The organism is Streptomyces sp. NPDC029466 (genome assembly GCF_055574515.1).
Genome location: NZ_JBVHZH010000041.1, coordinates 69,769 through 94,005, shown reverse-complemented (window position 1 = coordinate 94,005; position 24,237 = coordinate 69,769). Strand labels below are relative to the sequence as shown.

Annotated in this window: 19 protein-coding genes; 5 read left to right on the top strand and 14 right to left on the bottom strand. The window is 72.0% G+C overall.

Going from position 1 to position 24,237, the window contains the following annotated elements; all coding sequences use genetic code 11:
* Nucleotides 1-292: 292 nt before the first annotated feature.
* From ACZ4XD_RS27830 to hrcA, 4 genes are all read right to left on the bottom strand, one after another.
* Nucleotides 293-1,036: a 16S rRNA (uracil(1498)-N(3))-methyltransferase gene (locus ACZ4XD_RS27830; RefSeq protein ID WP_468046496.1), complete on the bottom strand. Its 744-nt coding sequence runs from the start codon at nt 1,034-1,036 to the stop codon at nt 293-295.
* On the bottom strand, nt 1,033-2,121 hold the full coding sequence (locus ACZ4XD_RS27825) for a nitronate monooxygenase (protein WP_468046494.1): 1,089 nt from the start codon (nt 2,119-2,121) through the stop codon (nt 1,033-1,035). Before ACZ4XD_RS27825 ends, ACZ4XD_RS27830 begins: the two co-directional genes overlap by 4 nt.
* A 96-nt stretch (nt 2,122-2,217) precedes the next feature.
* Nucleotides 2,218-3,354, bottom strand: a complete 1,137-nt coding sequence (gene dnaJ / locus ACZ4XD_RS27820; protein ID WP_423664285.1) for a molecular chaperone DnaJ — start codon at nt 3,352-3,354, stop codon at nt 2,218-2,220.
* Entirely contained in the window at nt 3,355-4,371 is a 1,017-nt protein-coding gene (gene hrcA, locus ACZ4XD_RS27815; protein WP_388192612.1) for a heat-inducible transcriptional repressor HrcA, read from the bottom strand.
* A gap of 194 nt (nt 4,372-4,565) precedes the next feature.
* Between hrcA and ACZ4XD_RS27810 the strand changes: the two genes are divergently transcribed.
* Both ACZ4XD_RS27810 and ACZ4XD_RS27805 read left to right on the top strand, forming a co-directional pair.
* On the top strand, nt 4,566-5,300 hold the full coding sequence (locus ACZ4XD_RS27810) for an MBL fold metallo-hydrolase (RefSeq protein ID WP_468046491.1): 735 nt from the start codon (nt 4,566-4,568) through the stop codon (nt 5,298-5,300).
* A 146-nt stretch (nt 5,301-5,446) separates the two neighbouring features.
* Nucleotides 5,447-6,280, top strand: coding sequence for a DUF3097 domain-containing protein (locus tag ACZ4XD_RS27805; RefSeq protein ID WP_468046489.1), 834 nt, complete (start codon nt 5,447-5,449; stop codon nt 6,278-6,280).
* 85 nt (nt 6,281-6,365) lie between these two features.
* Here the strand turns inward: ACZ4XD_RS27805 and ACZ4XD_RS27800 are convergent, their stop codons facing one another.
* From ACZ4XD_RS27800 to lepA, 5 genes are all read right to left on the bottom strand, one after another.
* Complete coding sequence (locus tag ACZ4XD_RS27800) at nt 6,366-6,827, bottom strand: Uma2 family endonuclease (protein ID WP_468046487.1); 462 nt, start codon at nt 6,825-6,827, stop codon at nt 6,366-6,368.
* Nucleotides 6,828-6,933: 106 nt separating this feature from the next.
* Nucleotides 6,934-8,166, bottom strand: coding sequence for a radical SAM family heme chaperone HemW (gene hemW / locus ACZ4XD_RS27795; protein ID WP_468046485.1), 1,233 nt, complete (start codon nt 8,164-8,166; stop codon nt 6,934-6,936).
* Between the two features lie 52 nt (nt 8,167-8,218).
* Nucleotides 8,219-10,327: a SpoIIE family protein phosphatase gene (locus tag ACZ4XD_RS27790; protein WP_468046483.1), complete on the bottom strand. Its 2,109-nt coding sequence runs from the start codon at nt 10,325-10,327 to the stop codon at nt 8,219-8,221.
* A gap of 284 nt (nt 10,328-10,611) precedes the next feature.
* The gene (locus tag ACZ4XD_RS27785) at nt 10,612-12,501 is read right to left on the bottom strand and encodes an AMP-dependent synthetase/ligase (RefSeq protein WP_468046481.1); all 1,890 of its coding nucleotides are present in this window, start codon (nt 12,499-12,501) and stop codon (nt 10,612-10,614) included.
* 337 nt (nt 12,502-12,838) lie between these two features.
* Complete coding sequence (gene lepA / locus ACZ4XD_RS27780) at nt 12,839-14,713, bottom strand: translation elongation factor 4 (protein WP_468046479.1); 1,875 nt, start codon at nt 14,711-14,713, stop codon at nt 12,839-12,841.
* Between the two features lie 238 nt (nt 14,714-14,951).
* Here lepA and rpsT point away from each other — a divergent pair, with 238 nt between their 5' ends.
* Both rpsT and ACZ4XD_RS27770 read left to right on the top strand, forming a co-directional pair.
* Entirely contained in the window at nt 14,952-15,218 is a 267-nt protein-coding gene (rpsT, locus tag ACZ4XD_RS27775) for a 30S ribosomal protein S20 (protein WP_030249540.1), read from the top strand.
* Between the two features lie 678 nt (nt 15,219-15,896).
* Nucleotides 15,897-16,778, top strand: coding sequence for a hypothetical protein (locus ACZ4XD_RS27770; RefSeq protein WP_468046477.1), 882 nt, complete (start codon nt 15,897-15,899; stop codon nt 16,776-16,778).
* A 319-nt stretch (nt 16,779-17,097) separates the two neighbouring features.
* Here the strand turns inward: ACZ4XD_RS27770 and holA are convergent, their stop codons facing one another.
* Nucleotides 17,098-18,081, bottom strand: a complete 984-nt coding sequence (gene holA, locus ACZ4XD_RS27765; RefSeq protein ID WP_397969590.1) for a DNA polymerase III subunit delta — start codon at nt 18,079-18,081, stop codon at nt 17,098-17,100.
* Between the two features lie 97 nt (nt 18,082-18,178).
* Here holA and ACZ4XD_RS27760 point away from each other — a divergent pair, with 97 nt between their 5' ends.
* Nucleotides 18,179-18,454, top strand: coding sequence for a hypothetical protein (locus ACZ4XD_RS27760; protein ID WP_468046475.1), 276 nt, complete (start codon nt 18,179-18,181; stop codon nt 18,452-18,454).
* Between the two features lie 111 nt (nt 18,455-18,565).
* Here ACZ4XD_RS27760 and ACZ4XD_RS27755 read toward each other — a convergent pair whose 3' ends face one another.
* From ACZ4XD_RS27755 to ACZ4XD_RS27740, 4 genes are all read right to left on the bottom strand, one after another.
* The gene (locus ACZ4XD_RS27755) at nt 18,566-19,375 is read right to left on the bottom strand and encodes an arylamine N-acetyltransferase family protein (protein WP_468046473.1); all 810 of its coding nucleotides are present in this window, start codon (nt 19,373-19,375) and stop codon (nt 18,566-18,568) included.
* A complete protein-coding gene (locus tag ACZ4XD_RS27750; RefSeq protein ID WP_468046471.1) occupies nt 19,375-19,860 on the bottom strand; it encodes an RrF2 family transcriptional regulator in 486 nt (161 codons plus the stop codon). The genes ACZ4XD_RS27755 and ACZ4XD_RS27750 overlap by 1 nt, the downstream gene beginning before the upstream one ends.
* 139 nt (nt 19,861-19,999) lie before the next feature.
* Nucleotides 20,000-22,939: a ComEC/Rec2 family competence protein gene (locus ACZ4XD_RS27745; RefSeq protein WP_468046469.1), complete on the bottom strand. Its 2,940-nt coding sequence runs from the start codon at nt 22,937-22,939 to the stop codon at nt 20,000-20,002.
* The gene (locus tag ACZ4XD_RS27740; protein WP_468046467.1) at nt 22,936-23,592 is read right to left on the bottom strand and encodes a ComEA family DNA-binding protein; all 657 of its coding nucleotides are present in this window, start codon (nt 23,590-23,592) and stop codon (nt 22,936-22,938) included. Before ACZ4XD_RS27740 ends, ACZ4XD_RS27745 begins: the two co-directional genes overlap by 4 nt.
* Nucleotides 23,593-24,237: the final 645 nt, after the last annotated feature.

The window sequence follows — 24,237 nt, the reverse complement described above, 5'->3', positions numbered from 1 at the left end:
CCCCCCCCCCCCCCCCCCCCCCCCCCCCCCCCCCCCCCCCCCCCCCCCCCCCCCCCCCCCCCCCCCCCCCCCCCCCCCCCCCCCCCCCCCCCCCGTCCCCGCACCCAACAGCCCCGCGCAGCGGACCCGGCCCGCCGCAGGCGCGACGGCGAGAAAGCCAAAAGCGTGGCCCGAAGGCAAAGCGCAGCGGACCGGCGCGACGGCGGGGGCACCGCGCAAGCGGGCCACAAACGGCGAGCAACAACCACGGCGGGGAGGCCAAAAACGTGGGCCCGAAGCCAAAGCGCAGCGCTTAGCTCCACCGCCCCGTACGCCCCAGCAGCAGCGCGGTGGCCGCCGTCCCGGCCGTCGAGGTCCGCAGCACGGTCCTCCCCAGCCGGTAAGGCTTCGCACCGGCCTCCGCGAAGGCGGTGAGCTCCTCCGGGGAGACCCCGCCCTCCGGGCCGACGACGAGCACGATCCGGCCCTCGGCGGGGAGTTCGGCGGTGGCGAGCGGTGTGCTGCCCTCCTCGTGGAGGACGGCCGCGAAGTCGGCGTCGGCGAGCAGCGCGGCCACCTGCTTGGTCGTCAGCGGGTCGGCGACCTCGGGGAAGGTCAGCCGGCGCGACTGCTTGCCGGCCTCGCGGGCGGTGGCGCGCCATTTGCCCAGCGCCTTGGCGGCCCGCTCGCCCTTCCACTGGGTGACACAACGCGCCGCCGGCCAGGGCACGATGGCGTCCACGCCGGTCTCGGTCATCGTCTCGACGGCCAGCTCCCCGCGGTCGCCCTTGGGGAGCGCCTGGACGACGGTGATCGTGGGCCGGGGCGGATCCTCGCTGCGCAGCTCGGTGACCGCAACGGTGAGCCGGTCCTTGCCCTCGACGGCGGCAACCGTGCCGTGGGCGCCGGTGCCGTGACCGTCCGTCAGGACGACCTCCTCGCCGGTCCGCAGCCGGCGTACCGACACCGCGTGTCGGCCCTCGGGACCGTCCAGCGTCAGGGTGCCGCCGGCCCGTACGCCCGCGAGCGATTCGACGAGGAAGACCGGCGCGGTCATGAGGCGGTTCCGTTGGCGGTGCGGTGCAACGCGGCGCGCGCGGCGTCCAGTTCGGCCGCCAGCACCTCCACCAGCTGCCGGGCGGGCAGCTCCCGCGCCAGCCGGTGGCCCTGCCCGGCCCACAGGTTCATGCCCTGGGGGTCGCCGGCCTTGGCGGCGGCCTTGCGCACGGTGGAGGTGAGGTAGTGGACGGCCGGGTAGGCGGCCGGTGCGTACGGGCCGTGCTCGCGCAGGAAGCGGTTCACCAGCCCGCGGGCCGGCCGCCCGGAGAACGCCCGGGTCAACTCCGTATGCGTGAACAGGGGGTTGGTCAGGGCCTGCTTGTGCAGCGGGTTGGCGCCGGACTCCGGGGTGGCGAGGAAGGCGGTGCCCAGTTGCGCCATGGTCGCCCCGGCGGCCAGCACCGCCGCGATCTGCGACCCGCGCATCAGCCCGCCCGCGGCGATCATCGGAATCTGCACGGCCTCCCGGACCTGGCCGAGCGCCGCGAGCAGCCCCAGCCCCGCGCCGGTCCCGTCCGCGTGCGGATCGTCCCGGTGGGTTCCCTGGTGGCCGCCGGCCTCCACGCCCTGCACACACACCGCGTCCGCACCCGACCACTGCGCGGCCTGTGCCTCGGCGGCGGTGGTGACCGTCACGACGGTGTACGTGCCGACCTTGGCGAACGCGTCGAGGACGGCACGCGAGGGGCAGCCGAAGGTGAAGGACACCACCGGCACCGGGTCCTCGCGCAGTATCGCGAGCTTGGCCTCGTAGCCGTCGTCGATGGGCCCGTCGGTGTCACCGAGTTCGGTCTCGTACCAGGTGGCCTCGCCGGCGAGCTGTTCGCGGTAGACCTCGACGACGGAGCCGTCGGCCAGGGAGGGCTGCGGCATGAAGAGGTTGACGCCGAAGGGCCGGTCGGTCAGCGACCGCAGCTGTTTGATCTCCTGGTACATACCGTCGGCGGTTTTGTAGCCGGCGGCGAGGAAGCCGAGACCGCCGGCCTCGCAGACGGCGGCGGCGAGCTCGGGTCCGGAGCCGCCTCCCGCCATCGGGGCCTGCACGATCGGGTAGCGGCAGAGATCGGTCGGTGCGCTGGGCATGAGCACATCGTGTCACGCCCACCGCACCGCCCCGAACGGGGGCGGTGGCTGCCACGCGGGCCCGGGGAACCTCCGCGGACCCCGGGCCGACCTGGGCTATCGCCCGTTGAACGCGTCCTTCAGCCGCGAGAAGAGACCCTGCTGCCCCGGCTGGAACTGCCCCGTGGGCCGCTCCTCACCGCGCAGCTTGGCCAGCCGCCGCAGCGCCTCCTCCTGCTCGGGTTCGAGCTTGGTGGGCGTCTGCACCTCGACATGGACGATGAGGTCGCCGCGGCCGCCGCCGCGCAGATGGGTCACCCCGCGCTGGTGCAGCGGGATCGACTGGCCGGACTGGGTACCGGGCCGGACATCGATCTCCTCGACCCCGTCCAGCGTCTCCAGCGGGCACTTCGTGCCCAGCGCCGCCGCCGTCATCGGGATGGTGACCGTGCAGTGCAGATCGTCGCCGCGCCGCTGGAAGACCGGGTGCGGCAGCTCGTGGATCTCCACGTAGAGATCACCGGCGGGGCCGCCGCCGGGGCCGACCTCGCCCTCGCCCGCGAGCTGGATGCGGGTGCCGTTGTCGACACCGGCGGGGATCTTGACGGTCAGGGTGCGGCGGGAGCGGATCCGCCCGTCGCCCGCGCACTCATGGCACGGCGTGGGGACGACCGTGCCGAAGCCCTGGCACTGCGGGCACGGCCGCGAGGTCATGACCTGGCCCAGGAACGACCGGGTGACCTGCGAGACCTCACCGCGGCCGCGGCACATGTCACAGGTCTGCGCCGAGGTACCCGGCGCCGCGCCCTCGCCGCTGCACGTCGTACAGACGACGGCGGTGTCGACCTGGATGTCCTTGGTCGTACCGAAGGCCGCCTCGGTCAGCTCGACGTCGAGCCGGATCATGGCGTCCTGGCCGCGGCGGGTGCGCGAGCGCGGCCCGCGCTGCGACGCGGTGCCGAAGAACGCGTCCATGATGTCGGAGAAGTTGCCGAAGCCCGCGCCGAAGCCGCCCGCGCCCTGGCCGCCGCCCGCCTGCGACAGGGGGTCCCCGCCGAGGTCGTAGACCTGCTTCTTCTGCGGGTCCGAGAGCACCTCGTAAGCGGCGTTGATCTCCTTGAACCGCTCCTGGGTCTTCGGATCCGGGTTCACGTCCGGGTGCAGCTCACGCGCCAGCCGACGGAAGGCCTTCTTGATCTGGTCCTGCGAGGCGTCGCGTCCGATACCGAGGACCGAGTAGTAATCCGTGGCCACTTACGACTCCGCGAGGATTTGTCCGACGTAACGTGCCACTGCGCGTACCGCTCCCATCGTTCCGGGGTAGTCCATGCGGGTCGGTCCGACCACGCCGAGTTTGGCGACTGCCTCGTCGCCCGAACCGTAGCCGACCGTGACGACCGATGTGGACGCCAGGCCTTCATGGGCATTCTCATGCCCGATACGTACGGTCATGCCCGAGTCCTTGGCCTCGCCGAGAAGCTTGAGCATCACCACATGCTCCTCAAGGGCCTCCAGCACCGGCCGGATGGTCAGGGGGAAATCGTGCCCGAAGCGCGTGAGATTGGCGGTGCCGCCGATCATCAGCCGCTCTTCGGTCTCCTCCACCAGAGTTTCCAGCAACACCGACAGCACTGTCGAGACCGTACTGCGGTCGTCCTGCTCGAAGGACTCCGGGAGATCCTGCACCAACTGCGGCACATCCGCGAACCGGCGCCCCACGACCCGGCTGTTGAGCCGGGCCCGAAGATCCGCCAGCGAGGTCTCGCCGAACGGTGCCTGGCAGTCGATCAGCCGCTGCTCGACCCGCCCGGTGTCCGTGATCAGCACCAGCATCAGCCGGGCCGGGGCCAGGGCCAGCAGCTCGACGTGCCGGACCGTGGACCGGGTCAGGGACGGGTACTGCACGACGGCGACCTGCCGGGTCAGCTGCGCCAGCAGCCGGACCGTGCGGCCCACCACGTCATCGAGATCGACGGCGCCGTCCAGGAAGTTCTGGATCGCCCGCCGCTCCGGGCTGGACAGCGGCTTCACACCGGCCAGCTTGTCGACGAACAGGCGGTAGCCCTTGTCGGTCGGGATGCGCCCGGCACTCGTGTGCGGCTGGGCGATGAAACCCTCGTCCTCCAGGGCGGCCATGTCGTTGCGGACGGTGGCCGGGGAGACGCCGAGCTGATGGCGTTCGGTCAGGGCCTTGGAGCCGACCGGCTCCTCCGTCCCGACATAGTCCTGGACGATGGCGCGCAGCACTTCGAGCCTGCGTTCACTGAGCATCCCGCGCACCTCCAGTCCGGCCGTCCGCCGTCTCGACTCTCCTGGCACTCACACGGGCCGAGTGCCAGACCTTGAGCCAGTGTACGGCCGAGTAGCACGGACACGGCAAGGGCGGCCGCACACAGCACCCGCCCGGTGACCGTGTTCGGTCGATCTGTCGGGCAACGCTATCGCGATGGCGCTAGCGTCTCGGTATGCACACGTCTTGGGAAGAGGCCGGTTGGGAACAGCTGGGTGACGGTGTCGCCAGACGCCGGATGCCGGGCTGGGACGAGACGATCGGCGTGATCGCGGGCACCACCGGCGTCATGATCGTCGACACCGGCGCGACCCTGCGCGACGGGGCGGATCTGCGGCGCGCGATCCGCGGTGTGCTGGGCCGGAACGTGACGCATATCGCGCTCACCCACCCGCATTTCGATCATGTGCTGGGCACGGCTGCCTTCGCGGGCGTCGAGGTCTTCGGCGCGGCCGGACTGGGCGAGCTGCTGCGCCGCGGCAAGGACGCGCTGCGGCACGACGCGATACGGCACGGCGTCGACCGTGACGCGGCCGCCGAGGCCGCCGATCTGCTGGTCGCCCCGCACCACCACGTCCACGACCAGCTGACCGTCGAGCTCGGCGACCGGCAGGTGCTGCTCGCCAATGTCGGCCCCGGCCACACGGCGCACGATCTCGCGGTCCTGGTACCGGGCCGGGGCGGGTCCCCGGAGATCGTCTTCTGCGGCGATCTGGTCGAGGAGTCCGGCGAACCCCAGGCGGGCCCGGACGCGCTGCCGCGGCGGTGGCCCGGCGCACTGGACCGGCTGCTGGCCCTCGGCGGCGAGGACGCGCGGTATGTGCCCGGCCACGGCGCCGTGGTGGACGCCGGTTTCGTCCGCGCCCAGCGTGCCGCCCTCGCCGCCCGCTTCGGCGTCGCCCCCTCCTGACCCCCGCTCGCTCACCCACGGACAGGCCCCAATGCAGAGCAAGCGCTACAGCCCCGACCTCACCCCGCCCTGACTGCATCCCCCGGGGGCGACCCCCGGACCCCCGGCCGAAACACCGACCACCCGCAGAGAACAGGCCCCACTCGATGCAGAACAGGCACTACAGCCCCGACCTCACCCCGCCCTGGAAGAAGCAGCGCACGGCGCCCGAGGTCCCCGCCGAACCCGATCTGGTCGTCGAGGAGGTCACCTCGGGCTTCTGCGGCGCGGTGATCCGCTGCGAGAAGACGGCGCAAGGCCCGACGATCACCCTGGAGGACCGCTTCGGCAAGCACCGCGTCTTTCCCATGGAGCCGCGCGGCTTCCTCCTGGAGGGCAGGGTGGTCACGCTCGTACGCCCCCAGAGCGGGCCGGCCGCCACCACTCCGGCGCGTACGGCGTCCGGGTCGCTGGCCGTCCCCGGCGCCCGCGCACGGGTCGCCCGCGCCGGGCGCATCTATGTGGAGGGCCGGCACGACGCCGAGCTGGTGGAACGAGTCTGGGGCGACGACCTGCGCATCGAGGGCGTCGTCGTGGAGTACCTGGAGGGCATCGACGACCTGCCCGCGATCGTCCGCGGCTTCTCCCCCGGCCCGGACGCCCGCCTCGGCGTCCTCGTCGACCATCTCGTACCCGGCTCGAAGGAGTCCCGGATCGCGGCCGGGGTGACCGGTGACCACGCGCTGGTGGTGGGCCACCCGTACATCGACATCTGGGAGGCCGTGAAACCGTCCTCGGTCGGCATCCCGGCCTGGCCGGCCGTCCCGCACGGCCAGGACTGGAAGACGGGCGTCTGCCGGGCACTGGGCTGGCCGGAGAACACCGGCGCCGCCTGGCAGCGGATCCTCTCCTGCGTGCGCTCCTACAAGGACCTGGAGCCGGCGCTGCTGGGGAGGGTGGAGGAGCTGATCGACTTCGTCACGGGCGGCGATGTGGCCTGACCCCGGGAAGCGTCCCGAAGTCGGTGGTGTCCAGCTCGGTGCCGAGCGGCTCCAGCGGCACGGGGTCGCCGAACTCGGTGATCCGCTACACCGTGTAGTCGGCCTCCTCACCGGCGCCGACGGGCTCGGTGAGCAGGACGCAGTGGGCGTCGTACGGGTCGATGATCAAGTACGCGGGGACACCCCCGGCGGCGTAGATGGAGCGCTTCAGGCCGTAGTCGCGGTCCGCGCTGCGCAGGGAGACCACCTCAAGCAACAGCGTCACGTCCGAAGCGGGCACGAGCCATCCGGAACGCCCGCATCGTCCGCGCTCCATCACCACCAGGTCGGGCTGCGGCTTGCTGACCTCCCCCGGGAACGCGAGGTGCTGTGTCGCGAATCCGCGCCAGCGGTCGCGCGGAATCTGGCCGAGCACCTCGCTGACGATCCTGTTGTGGACGATATCCGTTCCGCCGCTCAGCAGGATTTCCCGGCGCAGGAGCTCCGCCCGGAAGCCCTCTGGAGGCTCGAACTCCGCGAAGTACTCCTCGATGCCCTGATCGTGCACTGTGGCCAGCCGCCCAACTATCCCTGTCTGCCGATGTATTGCGGCAGCCTAGGAACGGCGTTGCCCGGCGGACCGGGTCTCGGGGGGAGATCACTCTGCCGAGTGATCAGTCCACCAGATCCCGCACCACCGCATCCGCCAGCAGCCGCCCCCGGAGGGTCAGCACGGCCCGGCCGGCCTCGTACGGCGCCGGCTCCAGCAGGCCGTCGGCCAGGGCGCGCGCCGCCGCCCGCGCCCCCGCCGGGGCCAGGATGTCCAGCGGGCAGCCGTCCGCGAGGCGCAGCTCCAGGAGGATGCGTTCGACACGGCGGTCCTCGGCGGAGAGGAGCTCGCGGCCGGCGCCCGGGGAGCGGCCCTCGCTGAGGGCCTGGGCGTAGGCGCCGGGGTGTTTGACGTTCCACCAGCGGACGCCGCCGACGTGGCTGTGGGCGCCGGGGCCGGCGCCCCACCAGTCGGCGCCGGTCCAGTAGAGCTCGTTGTGGCGGCAGCGGGCGGCGTCGGTGGTGGCCCAGTTGGAGACCTCGTACCAGGTGAAACCGGCCGCGGCGAGGCGTTCGTCGGTGATCAGGTAGCGGTCGGCGTGCACATCGTCGTCGGTCATCGGGACCTCGCCGCGGCGGATCCGGCGGGCCAGCTGGGTGCCCTCCTCGACGATCAGGGCGTAGGCGGAGACATGGTCGGGGCCGGCGCCGATCGCGGCGTCGAGGGAGGCGCGCCAGTCGTCGTCGGTCTCGCCCGGGGTGCCGTAGATCAGATCGAGGTTGACGTGGTCGAAGCCGGCGGCGCGGGCCTCGGCGACACAGGCTTCGGGGCGGCCGGGGGTGTGCGTACGGTCGAGGATCTTCAGGACGTGCTGCCGGGCGCTCTGCATGCCGAAGGAGACGCGGTTGAAGCCGCCCGCGCGCAGTTCGTCGAGGTAGCGGGGGTCGACGGACTCCGGGTTGGCCTCGGTGGTGATCTCCGCGCCGGGCGCGAGGCCGAATTCCTCGCGGATCGCGGCCAACATCCGGGCGAGATCGGCGGCGGGCAGCAGGGTCGGGGTGCCGCCGCCGACGAAGACCGTCTCGACCGGGCGCGGGTCGTCGCCCAGCACCTTGCGGGCCAGCCGGATCTCCTCCACGACGGTGTCGGCGTAGTTGTCCCGGGAGGCCAGGGCGCCGCCGGAACCGCGCAGCTCGCTCGCGGTGTAGGTGTTGAAGTCGCAGTAGCCGCAGCGGGTCGCGCAGTACGGCACATGCAGATAGAAGCCGAGGGGGCGCCCGGCGGCCCCGGCCGCGGTATGACCGGGCAGCGCCCCGTCCTCGGGCATCGGCTCACCATCAGGCAGTGCGGAAGGCATGGGAACCATTGTCCGTCATCGCGGGGCGGTGCCGGTCCGGCGCCGCTGTGCCTCAGGACACCCCGGGTCCCGAGGCCTGGAGGACCAGCAGGGCCAGGTCGTCGTCGGGCGGGGTGGGGCCGAAGGCGTGGACGGTGCGGCGGATGTGGTCCGCGAGGGCGGTGGCGCCCAGGCCGGCGCCCGCGGCGAGGGCGGTGGCGAGGCCGTCCTCGTCGTCGAAGAGCCGCCGCCCCGAGCGCCGCTCGGTCACCCCGTCGGTGACGCACAGAAGCGTTTCCCCCGGGCAGAGGTCGAACGATTCGCTGACGTACGCGGCATCCTCGACCACTCCCAGCAGCATCTGTGGCGCCGCCACGACCCGGACCGCGCCATCCGTGCCCAGGACCAGCGGCAGCGGGTGGCCGGCGCTGGCGAGGGTGCAGCGGGCGCCGCCGGAGCCGCCGGGATACGGGACGATCTCGCCGTAGAGCAGGGACAGGAAGCGGGCCTGTTCGCCCTCCTCACGGATCTCGACCGGCGCCTCCGCCCCGGCGCCGGCCGCCGCCACCGCCGCCGCGACCGCCGCGACCGAGTCCGCGGCCTCCCGCGCCATGGTCTTGTTGAGCCGGTCGAGCACCGCCGCGACCCCGAAACCGTCCCGGGCCAGCAGCCGCAGCACCGGCCGGGCCAGCCCGGTCACCGCCGCCGCCTCCGGGCCGCTGCCGCAGACATCGCCGAGCGCGAAGCACCAGCGGCCGTCCCCGGCGTCGAACAGGTCCCAGAAGTCGCCGCCCGCCCAGGCGCCCTCACGCGGTTCGTAGACCACCGCCGACTCCACCCCGGGCACCCGCGCCCGCCCCCGGGGCAGCAGCCGGCGCTGCAGGACCTGACTGATGCGCTCCTGGCGGCTGTAGGCGCGGGCGGTGGCGACCGCGCGGGCGACTCGGCGGCACAGGTCCTCGATCAGCGCGACCACTTCGTCGGGGAAGTGCGGCAGCCCGCCCCGGCCGAGCAGCAGGGTGCCGAGCCGCCGGCCGCCGGCGACCAGGGGGCAGGCCAGTGCGGCGCCGCCGGGGCCGTAGCCGCCCGGTTCGTACGGCCAGGGCCAGGGCACGATGCCCGGTGCGCCGCCGGACGCGCCGCCGCCCGGAAACTCCGGCGGCTGCTTCTCCAGCGCCGTGCGCAGCGCGTCGATCCGGCTCTCGCTGGTGTGCCAGACGCCGGCGAGCCGCTGCTCGTCGCCGGCCTGGGCGATCCCCCGGCCGGGTGCGCCGCTGTCGCCGTCGTACAGCCACACCGCGCACCACTCGGCGAGCCGGGGCACGATCAACTGGGCGGCGAGCGCGGCGACTTGATCGGCGTCGAGCTGGCCGGAGAGCAGATCGGAGGCCTCAGCGAGGAAGGAGAGGGCGCCGTTGTCGACCCGGCCGCTGCCGGGTTCCGTCCGGGCGGCCCGGCGCGGGGCCGGGGCGAGGAGCTCGGCGGCCCGCAGCTCGCGCTGGAGCAGCTGGTTGTCGAGGGTGAACTCGGACTCCGGCCGGCCCGCGGCCCCCAGGGGCAGCCGGAACCACACGGTCTTCATGGCCCGGCGGTAGGTGACGCCCCAGGATTCGGCGACCGCGCTGATCAGCTGGAGCCCGTGCCCGCCGTTCTCGGACGCGGCGCTCTCCGCACGGGCACGGACCGGCTGGGTGGGGTGGTGGTCGGAGACCTCGATGACGATGCCGGGGCCGGAGGCGTCCTCGGCGCCGGCCCCCGGGGCGGCCGCCGCTTCCCGGCGCGGCGCCTCGTACGGTTCCCGGTCGCGGCGCCGGTACGGCTCCGCTTCCCCCTCCCGCCCGACCTCCGGGTCCAGCCGGCAGCGCAGTTCGACGGTGGTGCCCGCGTGCACGACGGCGTTCGTCACCAACTCGCTGACCAGCAGCACCGCTTCGTCGGCGAGCCGGTCGGTCAGGTTCTCCGCGCCGGTCAGCCGCCGGCCGGCCCAGTCGGCGAAGGTGGCCCGGACGAAGCGCCGGGCGGCGGCAGCGGCCTGCGGATCACCGGGCAGGCTGGCCCGGCGGGAACGGACGCCGGGACCGTCGGCGGCCCCGGCCGCGGGTCCGCCGGGGAACCCGTCCGTCCTCGTCGCGCGCGCCGCCGTGACGTCGTCGTCCCGTGGAGACGAAGTTGTCGTCCTCATTGAGCAACTCCCGACCAGCTCCGCTACAGCGCCGGATGCGCCACCGACAGAGTGACAGAACGAGCGCAGCCATAAGCACTGAGTCACAGAAGTGGGTGGTCGCAGCCATCAATTCGGCTGACGTACCGCGGGAGTTGGCCGACGGGGGCGGAGTGGCGGGCACGGCGGGCACGGGACGGACCTGCCGGCACGGCGGCAGGGCACGGCGGCACGGGGCGGAGCCGACCGGCCCGCCCCGTACCGCCCGTCCCGTACCGCCGGGCCCGTATCGCCGTGCCGTACGGCTACGCCTCGCGCGCCCCCGAGTACATGTCGTCGAGCAGGTCCTTGAACGTCCGCTCCACCACGGGCCGCTTGATCTTGAGGCTCGGGGTCACCTCGCCGTGCTCGATGTCCAGGTCACGCGGCAGCAGCCGGAACTTGCGGATCTGCTGCCAGCGCTGGAGCCCCTCGTTGACCCGCTCGACATAGCCGTCGATCAGCTCCCGGACCTGGTCGGTGGCGACGACCTCGGCGTAGCCCTTGCCGCCCAGGCCGTGCTCCGCCGCCCAGGTCAGGATGGTCGGCTCGTCGAGGGCGATCAGCGCGGTGCAGAAGTTCCGGTTGGCGCCGTGCACCAGCACATTGGAGACGAACGGACAGACCGCCTTGAACTGGCCCTCCACCTCGGCCGGCGCGATGTACTTGCCGCCCGAGGTCTTGATCAGGTCCTTCTTGCGGTCGGTGATCCGCAGATAGCCGTCCGGGGAGAGCTCGCCGATGTCGCCGGTGTGGAACCAGCCGTCCTCCTCCAGGACCTCGGCGGTCTTGTCCGGCAGGCCGTGGTAGCCCTGCATGATGCCGGGGCCGCGCAGCAGGATCTCGCCGTCCTCGGCGATCCGCACCTCGGTGCCGGGCAGCGGCTTGCCGACCGTGCCGGTGCGGTACGCCTCGCCGGGGTTGACGAAGCTGGCGGCGCTGGACTCCGTCAGGCCGTAGCCCTCCAGGATGTGGATGCCGGCGCCGGAGAAGAAGTAGCCGATCTCCGGCGAGAGCGCGGCCGATCCGGAGACCGCGGCGCGCAGCCGGCCGCCGAACGCCTCCCGCAGCTTGGCGTAGACGAGCGCGTCGGCGATCTTGTGCTTGGCGCCGAGTGCGAACGGCACCGAGGCGCTGCCGGTGCGGCGGAAGTTGTCCTGCGAGACCTTGGCGTACTCGCGGGCCACCTCGGCCGCCCACTGGAAGATCTTGTACTTGGCGCCGCCACCCGCGCGGGCCTTGGCCGCGACCCCGTTGTAGACCTTCTCGAAGATCCGCGGCACGGCCGCCATGTACGTGGGCCGGACGACCGGCAGATTGTCGATGATCTTGTCGACCCGGCCGTCCACAGCGATCACCTGGCCGGTCGCGATCTGCCCGGCGGTGAGCACCTTGCCGAAGACGTGCGCCAGCGGCAGCCAGAGGTACTGCACATCGTCCTCATGGACCAGCCCCGTCGACTGGATCGCGCGGGCCATGTACGACCAGCAGTCGTGCGGCAGCCGGACGCCCTTGGGGCGGCCGGTGGTCCCGGAGGTGTAGATGAGCGTCGCCAGCTGGTCGGCCCGCAGCGCGGCCACCCGCTCCTTGACGCACTCCGGGTGCTCCTCCAGATAGGCGGTGCCGCGCTTCTCCAGCTCGGCGAGGGTGAGCACCCAGCCCTCCGGGTCGCCCTCGGCGGGCTCCGCGCCCGTCTCGTCGATGACGACGACATGCGCCAGCTCGGGCAGCTCAGCCCGCCGCTCGCGGGCCTTGGCGAGCTGTCCGGCGTCCTCCGCGATCAGCACCCGGCTGCCGGAGTCGGACAGGATGTACGCGGTCTCCTCGGCGTTGGTGCTGGGGTAGACCGTGGTGGTGGCGGCGCCGGAGCAGAGCACCCCGAGGTCGGCGAGGATCCACTCGACGCGGGTGTTCGAGGCCAGCGCCACCCGCTCCTCGGGACGTACGCCGAGGGCGATGAGCCCGGCGGCCACGGCGTAGACCCGCTCCGCGGCCTGGGCCCAGCTGATCGCCTTCCAGTCGTCCGGCCCCTGGCCCGAGGCCGGGGGGACGGGATGGCGATAGGCCTCGATGTCGGGCGTGGCCGCCACCCGCTCCAGGAAGAGGTGGGCCACCGAGGGCGGCCGGTTTTCGATCAGCGTGTGGGTGTCCGTCACGGCGTCCTCCGGGGCCCGCTTCGTTGCTGGTGACTCGCGAGTAACCTTTGAGCGTGATCAGACTAGAGCGCGATGCGCCGCCACGTAAGGGGCTGCGACCTACTGGTTCACGATGTGACCGGCACGATAGGTGTACGTAGCACGCGCAATGCCCCGATTGTGAGCCGCGCCGGTCATCACCACCAGATCACACCCGCCGGGCCGGAGCACGCCACCCCCGGCGCCCTCCCGGGCATTCCTCCCCGGCTGCGGCCCGAAAAGCCGGCAGGGCGCCGGCCCGCCATGGGGACCGACGCCCTGCCGTCGCCGCTCAGCGGCGGCCGTCACCGGCCACGCGCTACTTCTTCGCCTTCGCGTCACCGTCGGAGTCCGAGGACAGCACCGCGATGAAGGCCTCCTGCGGGACCTCCACGCTGCCGACCATCTTCATCCGCTTCTTGCCTTCCTTCTGCTTCTCCAGCAGCTTCCGCTTACGGGAGATGTCACCGCCGTAGCACTTGGCGAGGACGTCCTTGCGGATGGCGCGGACCGTCTCACGGGCGATGACCCGGCTGCCGATGGCGGCCTGGATCGGCACCTCGAAGCTCTGCCGCGGGATCAGCTCCCGCAGCTTGGCGACCAGCCGCACGCCGTACGCGTACGCCTTGTCCTTGTGGCAGATCGCGGAGAAGGCGTCGACCTTGTCCCCGTGCAGCAGGATGTCGACCTTGACCAGGTCGGCGACCTGCTCGCCGGTGGGCTCGTAGTCCAGCGAGGCGTAGCCCCGGGTCTTGGACTTGAGCTGGTCGAAGAAGTCGAAGACGACCTCGGCGAGCGGCAGCGTGTAGCGGATCTCGACGCGGTCCTCGGAGAGGTAGTCCATGCCGAGGAGGTTGCCGCGGCGGTTCTGGCACAGCTCCATGATCGCGCCGATGAACTCGCTGGGCGCCAGGATCGTGGCCCGGACGACCGGCTCGTGCACCTTGTCGATCTTGCCCGTCGGGAACTCGCTCGGGTTGGTGACCTCGTGCTCGGCGCCGTCCTCCATGTCCACGCGGTAAACCACGTTCGGCGCGGTGGCGATCAGATCGAGGCCGAACTCGCGCTCCAGCCGCTCCCGGATGACCTCCAGGTGCAGCAGGCCCAGGAAGCCGACGCGGAAGCCGAAGCCCAGGGCCGCGGAGGTCTCCGGTTCGTAGACCAGCGCGGCGTCGTTGAGCTGGAGCTTGTCGAGCGCGTCACGCAGCTCGGGGTAGTCGGAGCCGTCCAGCGGATACAGCCCCGAGAACACCATCGGCTTGGGGTCCTTGTAGCCGCCCAGCGGCTCCTCGGCACCCTTGCTGAGCTGGGTGATCGTGTCACCCACCTTGGACTGCCGGACATCCTTCACACCGGTGATCAGATAGCCGACCTCACCGACGGACAGCCCGTCGGCGGCCTTCATCTCCGGGGAGTTCGTACCGATCTCCAGCAGCTCGTGCGCCGCGCCGGTCGACATCATCCGGATGCGCTCGCGCTTGCTGAGCGTGCCGTCGACGACCTTCACATAGGTCACGACACCGCGGTAGGCGTCGTAGACCGAGTCGAAGATCATCGCGCGGGCGGGGGCGTCCTTGACGCCGACCGGGGGCGGCACCTCGCGGACGACCTTGTCCAGCAGCTCGGCCACGCCGACACCGGTCTTGGCGGAGACCCGCAGCACGTCCTCCGGCTCACAGCCGACCAGATTGGCCAGCTCGGCGGCGAACTTCTCGGGCTGCGCGGCCGGCAGGTCGATCTTGTTGAGGACGGGGATGATCGTGAGGTCGTGCTCCATCGCCAGGTACAGGTTGGCGAGGGTCTGGGCCTCGATGCCCTGGGCGGCGTCGACGAGGAGGATGCAGCCCTCGCACGCGGCGAGCGACCGGGAGACCTCGTAGGTGAAGTCGACGTGGCCCGGGGTGTCGATCATGTTGAGGATGTGGGTCGTGCCACGTCCTTCTTCACCCTCGGAGGGGTCCCAGGGCAGCCGGACCGCCTGGGACTTGATCGTGATGCCACGCTCGCGCTCGATGTCCATGCGGTCGAGGTACTGCGCGCGCATCTGCCGCTGGTCGACGACACCGGTGATCTGAAGCATCCGGTCGGCGAGCGTCGACTTGCCGTGATCGATGTGCGCGATGATGCAGAAGTTACGGAGGAGGGCCGGATCGGTACGGCTCGGCTCCGGCACGTTCGTAGGGGTCGCGGGCACGCAGGGTCCATTCAGTGAACGCGGGTAGGCGGGACTCGGGTATATGACGTCTCCCCCCATCGTCCCATGAGCGAGGGGCTCGGTCCGGTTTGGGCGGTGGTGGGGCGGCGGTCAGACGGTGGGTGCGGTCCGGTTTGGGTCGCTGTAGAGCCTGCTGGTAGCCTGGTCCACTGCGCTTCGTGCCCTCTCTCGTACGAGGCGCAACTCGAAACTCCAACGAACCTGAAAAGGCTCTTTCGTGGCGAACATCAAGTCCCAGATGAAGCGGATCAAGACGAACGAGAAGGCTCGTCAGCGCAACAAGGCTGTCAAGTCCACTCTGAAGACCGCGATCCGTCGCACCCGCGAGGCCGTGGAGGCCGGTGACCTGCAGAAGGCCACCACCGCCCAGGCCGAGGCTGCCAAGAAGCTCGACAAGGCCGTCAGCAAGGGTGTCATCCACAAGAACGCCGCCGCCAACAAGAAGTCGGCGCTGGCGAAGAAGGTCGCGTCCCTCAAGGGCTGACCTTCCTCCGGAAGAAGATCTCCGGCCTGTTCGGCCCTGATCTTCGACCCACCGCAATACCAGAGCACTAACCCTGCCGACAGGGACCCAGCGGCCCCTCTCTCCGCTCCCTGACCGGTGCACCACCGCGCCGCACACGGCCTGCGTTCGCCACGCGGGTGCGGCGCACCCGGCTCACCCGGCGGCCACCACCGCCGACGAAGCCACCACAGCTTGATACGAAGGCCCCGCCTCCCCCTTCCCCAGGGATGAGGCGGGGCCTTTTGTCATGGGGGTGGGGGCAGTGCGCTGCTGGGCTTTTGTTGATCGTTGGCCGGGAGGCCGTTCGCGGGGTTGAGACGTTTCCTCGCGGGCCCTTGCTGTTCCTTGCGGCGTCTTGCGGTTTTGTAGCGCAACTTGGTGGGGGATTTGCGTTGTGGGATCTGGGTGGGATTTGCGCTGTGGGATTTGTTGTGGATGTGGTGGGTGCTGGGGATGTGGTGGGGGGCATCTGCTGTCGGGCTTTTACTGGGCGCGTGGTTTTTGTTACGGGAAATATGTCCAGGGGCCCTTGTTGCGGGCGGCGAGATTTCCTGGCGGAGGGTCGCCTCCCTCCGGTAGATCGGGCTTACCCGCCGTCGAGGGAATTCACGGCGCCGAGCCGGGTTCACTTTCGGCGGGGTCCGCTACGCTGCGCCCATGTCCATATCGGGGGATCAGAACAATCCTTACGGCCGGCCGCAGCCCCATCCCTACGGCCAGGTTCCGGCACCGCAGAATCCGGTGCCCGCACAGCAGAATCCCTACGTACAGCAGCACCCGCCGCTGGGGCCGGCCGGCGGATACGGCTATCCGGCAGCAGGCACGCCCCTAGGAGCGGCCGGTCCGCCGAACGGCACGGGCCGCGGCATGTCCGGCTGGCTCTGGGCGATCGGCGGGGCCGTCGCCACCTCCGCGGTCTGGGGCTCGCTGTTGTTCGCGACCGGCGGTTTCTCCTCCGAGCCCAGCCCCGATCTCGCGGGCTACGGCTATACCGGTGATCTGTGCGCGGACACCTCGATGACCCCGTTCGAGAATGCCGGCCTCAAGACCAAGGAGAGCACCGGCACCGCCTCGAAGGATGCCAACCCGCAGCACAGCGGCGCACAACAGAACTCGCTGGACATCATGTGGTGCAACACCTCGCTGGAAAAGAAGAACGCCAGTAGCTCCGACTACTCGTCGATCTGGCTCTCCAACACAGCCACCCTGCACAAGAAGGCCGACCCCGCGCCCGAATTCGCCGACAGCTACCGCTCGTACGAGAAGCAGGACGCCTCCACCGGCTACCGGGTCGAGGCCGTACCGGGCCTCGGCGACGAGGCCTTTCTGGTGACCCGGAAGGACGACGGCAGCACAAGCTCCAGCTCGTATGTGATCCTCGGCGTCCGGGACGGCTGGATGACCTACCAGTCGACATGGTCGAACTACGCATCAAGCAGCAGCTCCACCAAGCAGCCGACCGCCGACGAGGTCGCCACGATGCTGAAGACCAGCGCCACGGAAACCCTCAAAAGGCTCCAGAACTCGCGGTCCCGGTGAGGGGCTTGGGGTCCAGGTGAGGGGCTTGGGGTTCGGTGACGGGGGGCGTGCGGTGAGGAGGGTGCGGCTCGGTGGGGCTCGCGGGCTTGGTGGGCAGCTCACCGTCCCGTAAGGGCTCGCTGTCCCGTGAGGGGCGTCAGGGCCCGGTTCGGTACTCGCGGCCCCCGTGAGGGAGCCGGCGGGTTCGGTGAGAGCGCCCGGGCGCCCCCGGCTGCCGCCTCACCACTACCCCGGCGCCCCGACCCCCGGCCACCGTCGCATCGCCCCCCGCCCCCCGGCCGCCGTCGCACCGCTCCCTCGACGCCCGGCCACCGTCACCTCACCGCGACCGGGCCGCCCGGGCGATCGTCACGACGGCCTTCTCCAGCGCGTACTCGGGATCGTCGCCGCCGCCCTTCACTCCCGCGTCGGCCGCCGCCACCGCGCGGAGCGCCGTGGCCACACCGTCCGCCGACCAGCCGCGCATCTGCTGCCGGACCCGGTCGATCTTCCAGGGCGGCATACCCAGGTCGCGGGCGAGGTCGCCGGGGCGGGCGCCGCGAGGGGCGGAGGCGAGCTTGCCGATGGCGCGGACGCCCTGGGCCAGCGCGCTGGTGATCATGACGGGGGCGACGCCGGTGGCGATCGCCCAGCGCAGTGCCTCCAGCGCCTCGGCGGCCCGGCCCTCGACGGCGCGGTCCGCGACGGTGAAGCTCGAAGCCTCGGCCCGGCCGGTGTAGTACCGCGCGACCACGGCGTCGTCGATCGTGCCCTCGACGTCGGCGGCCAGCTGCGAACAGGCCGATGCCAGCTCACGCAGATCGCTGCCGATCGCGTCCACCAGCGACTGGCAGGCCTCCGGCGTCGCCGAACGCCCCGTCGCACGGAACTCGCTCCGTACGAAGGCCAGCCGGTCGGCCGGCTTGGTCATCTTGGGGCACGCCACTTCCCGCGCTCCGGCCTTACGGGCGGCGTCCAGCAGGCCCTTCCCCTTGGCGCCGCCGGCATGCAGCAGCACCAGCGTGATCTCCTCGGCGGGCGAGCCGAGATACGCCTTGACGTCCTTGATGGTGTCCGCGGACAGGTCCTGGGCGGCCCGCACCACGACGACCTTGCGCTCGGCGAAGAGCGAAGGGCTGGTCAGCTCAGCGAGGGTGCCGGGCTGTAGCTGATCGGGGGTGAGGTCACGCACATCGGTGTCCGCATCCGCCGCCCGGGCGGCGGCCACCACCTGCTGCACCGCGCGGTCCAGCAGCAGGTCTTCCTGGCCCACCGCGATCGTGACGGGGGCAAGCGGGTCATCGTGAGCTGTCTTCCTGGCCATCGCGGTCCAGCATCCCACGTGCCACTGACAAACCGGCCCGAGCGCACACCGCCCCCTGCCGCACCGGGCCGCCCTCCCCCTGTCGGACAATGGCCGGGTGAATGACGCAGCCCCCCACCACTCCGAGGTACGACCCGTGCGCCACGTACTGGTGCTGCCCGACCGCGACGCGGCCGAGGAGGTCGCCGAAGCCCTGACCGAACGTTTCGGTGTCGCCGAGGAGCCTCAGCTCGTACGGGACGCCCTGGCCGGTGAGGACGACGCCGAGGACGCCCAGTGGCTGGTGGTCGTCGAGGACCCGGAGGCCGAACACGACCCCGCGCGGCTGCACGACCTCGCGGCGGAGTACGAGGGCTGGCGCGAGGCCGAGTAACGACAGCCCGCGCCCCTCCCGACGGCCGGACGACTCCGACGGCCGGACCACTCCCAACGGCCGGACGACCGCCGACGGCCGGACGACTGCCGACGGCCGGACGGCGGACCGCTACGAGCGTCCCTGGGCTCCGCCCCCAGGCGGCTGCACCTCGCCCGCCACGGGCTCCCGGTCCAGCACGATCCCGAAGTGCTCCCGGTAGGCGGCGAGGATCTCGTCAGCGGCAATCAGGCGCTCCTCCCGCGCACCGTCCGCCGCGGTGGTCACGAGCGTACGGCCGGAGAGCGTGATCCGACCGGTCTCCGTCAGCCGGGAGCACACCAGGGACTGGGTGAAGTGCGACGCGGGCGAGGTGCGGTTCCACCAGCAGCCGACCTCGAAGTCCGCGTACGCGCGCGGACGTTGCTCGATGCGGTACTGCGGCGAGCCGTCCCACACCACATCGAGATCGCCGTCCGCCGTCTCCTCGATCCGGAACACACCGCCGGGGTCGGTCTGCTCGGCACGGCTGTCCCAGCGCAGCGGAAAGTGGCTGTGCCGGCCGAAGCCGACGTCCGCGAGCCACGGCCCGTCGGACGTCTGGACGCGCAGCGCAAGGTGGTCGTACGGGATCCCGACCTTCCCCTCGGCGCCGAACACGCGCGCGGCCATCAGCTCGACCTCATACCCCAGCGCGCCCAGCAGCATGGCGAACGCACCGTTGAGCTCATAGCAGAAGCCGCCCCGCCGGGCACCGACGATCTTGTCGAGCACCGGCTGCTCCGCGAGCACGATCTCCTCGCCGAGGTGGATGGAGAGGTTTTCGAAGGGGACGGTGCGCAGATGTCTGAGGTGCAGTGCCCGCAGCGCCTCGGCATCGGGGGAAGCGGGGCGGTCGGCGCCGATCCGTTCCAGGTAGGCGTCAGTGGCAGCGGTGTCCATCAGGTGTGCGTCCTCTCCGCAGCGAACCAGCGGCGGGTCCGTTCCGCCGCCGAGGCGGGCGTACCGGCCATCACGTCGGCAAGGGTCTGTGCGGCCAGCTCACGCCGCCAGGCCAGCTCGGCCCTGCGCATCGCGGCGCTGATGCCACAGGACCGGCCGAACTCCCTGCCGGACGCCGCCGCGCCGGCCCCACGCCGACGGATTTCGGTACACCGGAAGACATCGTCGGCGCCCTCGATCGCCGCAACGACGTCCATGAGGGTGATCCGCTCCGGGGACCGTGCCAACTGGAACCCACCCCGCGCGCCGGGCGTGGAACTCAGAATCCCGGCCCGTACCAGGGCCTGAAGCCGCTTGTTCAGGTAGGCCGCCGGCAACTCGAAGGAAGCCGCCAACCGAGCGGTGGACACGGGCCCGTCCCCTTCGAGCCAGGCCAGCGTCACACAACAGTGCAGGCCCCACTCGACGCCTTCACTCATCCTCATAATCTGGAGTCTACTGATCCTGGTTCTGAGTCCTTCTCCAATTCTGCGGTCGTCGCTGGGGCCGCTGCGGTTGCTGCGGTTGCCGCGGTCGCTGCGACGATCGCCGGGTGGGCAGGGGGGCGGCGACGTGGGGCCCGCCTCAGACGGCCTCCCGGGTGGCGGCTCGGTGCCATCTCGGAGGCGGCCTGCGGGGGCTCCGGGGGCTCCGTGGACGGCTGAGGTTGCGTATCAAGTGGCGTTGGGCCCTGGGACGGAGGCGGCCCCTTGAACGACGCCTGCCTGCTCTACGGCCACCGGCCCGAACCACACCCGGGTGCGTACGGCCCCGGAGTCTCGGGCCGCCGGTCAGGCTCATCATGACCCGGTGGCCGGTGACCGTGGCGGACAGCCCAGCCGTCGTGCCTAGGACCGCCATGGCTCCGTCGGTGTCCGTACGCAGCACCCGGGCGCCCTGAGCGCGGAGTGCGGCGATGGTGCGGGGCGCCGGATGGCCGTACGGGTTGTCGGCACCACAGGAGATCAGCGCCAGGCGTGGCGCCAGCCGCTGCATCAACGGAGGGTCCTGATAGGCGGAGCCGTGGTGCGCCACCTTCAGGACATCGACAGCACCAAGCTCGGGGTGTGCCGCCAACAGCCCTTGCTGCGCAGGTGGTTCGAGGTCACCGAGCAGCAGAATGGTCAGCCCTCCCGTACGGACGAGCAGAGTGACGCTGGCGTCGTTGGGGCCGTCGAAGACGGTGGAGTCGCTGGAGTCGGTGGAGTCGGCGGGGGTGCCGGGGCTACTCGGGCTGTCGGGACCACCAGGGCCACCAGAAGCGCCAAGGCCGGGGGCGGGGGCGGCGGGACCAGGAAGGGTGGGCGCGGCGGGTGGCCAGAGGACCTCCCAGGTCAGCGGGCCCAGGCGGCGGCGCTCACCCGGTGTGGCGCGGACGATCGGCACCCGGGCCTCGGCGGCCGTACTGCGCACGAACTGCGCCTGTCCCGGAGGTTCTTGCAGGGTTGTGGTCTCGATCGCGCCGACCGAGCGCCCGCGGAGCGCGCCCGGGAGCCCGTCCACATGGTCGGCGTGGAAGTGCGTCAGAACGAGCAGGGGGATGCGGCGGACGCCCAGGTCGGTCAGGCAGCGGTCGATGAGGTGGGGATCGGGACCGGTGTCCACCACCAGCGCCGTACCGTCGCCGGCTGCCAGCACCAGGCCGTCGCCCTGCCCGACATCACAGACCACGGCTCGCCAACCCGGCGGCGGCCAGCCCGTGAGGACCCGGGTGAACGGTGCGGGGCGGCACACCGCCAGGATCACCGCCAACGCGCAGAGCACGCAGAGCCATCGGCGGCGCAGTACCCGGCGGCCGACCGGCACCAGGACCACCATGGCGGCCGCCAGCGCCAACCCACCGACCCAGCCGCCCGGCCAGGCGAACTCCGCCCCCGGCAGCGCCGCTCCCGTACGGGCGACACCGGCGATCCATTCGGCGGGCCAGCCCGCGCACCACGCCAGCGCCTGGGCGGCCGGCGGCACGATCGGAGCGACGGCCAGGGCCGCGAAGCCCAGGACGGTCGCGGGGCCGACGGCCAGTTCGGCCAGCAGATTGCAGGGCACAGCGACCAGACCCACCCGGGCCGCCAGCACGGCGACGACGGGCGCGCAGACCGCCTGAGCTGCGGCCGCGGCGGCCAGCACCTCGGCAAGACGGGGCGGCACCCGGCGCCGTTGCAGTGCGGCGCTCCACCGCGGTGCGAGCAGCAGCAGAGCGCCGGTCGCCAGGACAGAGAGCAGAAAGCCGTAACTGCGGGCGAGCCAGGGGTCGTAGAGCACCAGCAGCAGGACCGCGGCGGCGAGCGCGGGGAGCAGCGTACGACGGCGACCGGTCCCGATCGCCAGCAACGTGATCAGACCGCAGGCGGCGGCCCGCAGCACGCTCGGGTCCGGGCGGCACACCACAACGAAGACGAGGGCGAGCGCGCCGCCGATGACCGCCGTACCGCGCAGCGACAATCCCAGACGTGGCGCCAGACCACGGCGCTCGGCGCGCGTCGCAAGATGCGGCGGGCCGATCAGCAGCGCGAGCACAATCGTCAGATTGCTGCCGGACACGGCGAGCAGATGCGTCAGGTCGGTGGCTCGGAACGCGTCATCCAGATCCGGCGGCACCCGCGAGGTGTCCCCCACCACGAGCCCCGGCAACAACGCCCGGGCATCGGCACGCAACCCGTCGGTGGCCGCACGCAGCCCCGCACGCAGACTCCCCGCCAACCGCTGTAGCGCGTCCGGCGCACCCACCTTGACCGGCGGCTCATCGGCCGTAACCCGCAGCACGGCGGCCACCTGATCGCCGGACAACAACGGCGGCGCCACCCGCGCCATCACCCGGATCCGAGTCGACGGCAACAACTCCCGCCACTCCGACGCGATGCCCCGATGACCGCCGCTCCCTCCTCCCGGCCGCTGCACGACCACCAAGGCGGGCGTGCGGACCGCGGTGACCTCGCCATTCGGCCCGGTGACACGGACGGCATCGGCAGTGAAGACCAAGACCGGGGGCGTGCGTTGGGATCCGCGCACCTTGGGGCGGGTCAGCCGTGGATCGCCCGTCACCTCCAGTTCCACCGCGGCCCGCGCATAGTGGTCCGCGAGGGCCGGGAGCGGCCCACGCCGCAGGTCCGCGGCATGCAGCGCGGCGGACGCAGCCCCCGCCGCGGCACACAGCAACACGGCAGCCAGGGCCGCCAAGGAGCCGACCGACCGGACGCGGGGCAAGCGGCGCCGGGGCGACTCCGCTCCCCGTCGGCCGGTGCCGGTCAGAGGAGCAACACCAGGCTGCTGCTCCTCCACCCCTGATTCACGCTCGGCCCTGCTCCGCACCCCAGCCACCCGTAAGGCGAGGGCCGCCAGCACCACGGCCACGCCACAGGCCACCGCCACTCCCCCGCCGGGGGCGCCCAGACCGATCGCCGCGGCCGCCCAGGCTGCCAGTGCGGGCGCGACCAGCCGCAGATCGGCCGGTCCCTCCTGACGTGGGTCCGAGGCACCGTGCGGTGAGGCTGCCGTGGCGTGCACGGTGGCGCGAGGACTGGTCATGGCACCACCAGGGCGCGCAGATCGGCGAAGCGGCGGTCTCCGATACCGGTCACCTGACGAAGCTGGTCCACTGAGGTGAACCCACCGTGCTGAGTGCGGAATTCGACGATGTGACGGGCCAGGACAGGGCCCACGCCCGGGAGGGAGTCGAGCTGCTGCTCGGTCGCCGTGCTGAGACTGACCGGACCGCCCGCAGCCCCGGCACTCGGCGGCCCACTCCCCGACACGCCGGCCCCCACCTCAGCGGAACCGGCACCGGCACCGCCCCCGGGCCCGGCCCCGCCAGCGGCTGCCCCGACCACGATCTGTTCCCCGTCGGTCAGCAGCCGCGCCCGGTTGAGCCCGCGGAGGTTCGTCCCGCGCAGCACGCCACCGGCGGCCCGTAAGGCGTCCACCACCCGCGACCCCGGCGGCATCCGCTGAATCCCGGGATGCCGGACCTTGCCCGTGACATCGACGACCAGCTGACGCCCCGCATTGCCCGGCGGGCCGTTCGCCACCGCAGTGGCGGACGAGGACGCTGACGGCAGAGACGGTGTTCGTGAGCCGGGGCCGGGCGCCCCTCCGGCCCGTTCCACCGCCGGGGCCCGTACCGGCTCGGGGTGCCCCGCCCAGAAGTGCTGCACGGCGAACCCCACAGCGACCACGAGCACCAGGACCAGGGCAGTGAGCGCTTTCGGGTCGGTGCCACACCGTAACTGCACCCACAGCGGGAGCCGTTCGCGTACGGCAGACCACGCCCGCTCCCCCCGGCGTGCGCGCGGAGGATCATGCCCTGGGGGCGGCGGGCCGGCCTCGGCAGCGCTCCCTGCGTCACCGAAGATCGCCGCAACCCGGGCCCGCACCCTCTCGCGCTCCCACTCCCGCCGCTCCGCCCCGCCGGGTGGAGCCGCCATCCCATCCGGCGGGTCCGAGAAATCCTGCGCAGGCGAAGCCGGCGAGGAGACGGAAGGAGCAGACGCCCCCGAAGAGCCAAGACGAGCCGAGGGAACCGAAGGAGCCAAAGGCCCCGCCGCCCCCGAAAACGCCTCCGACACCCCCACCGACTCCGGCCCCATCGTCGGCACCGGCTCCGGCCCCGCCGACCGCACCGCCCCCGAACCCGAAGCGGAAACCGAAGCCGAAGCCGAGGCCACCCCCAGTCCCAAGCCCCCCGACGAGACCGGAAGCCCCCATGACGCTGACGCAGATCGAGACAAGTTCATACCGACCGACGCTAAGCACCCCGCGCAGATCTCGCTGAGAAGCCTCAATTCCGGTGGACAGCACCCCAGTTGTGGATAACTCCGTCACCCACA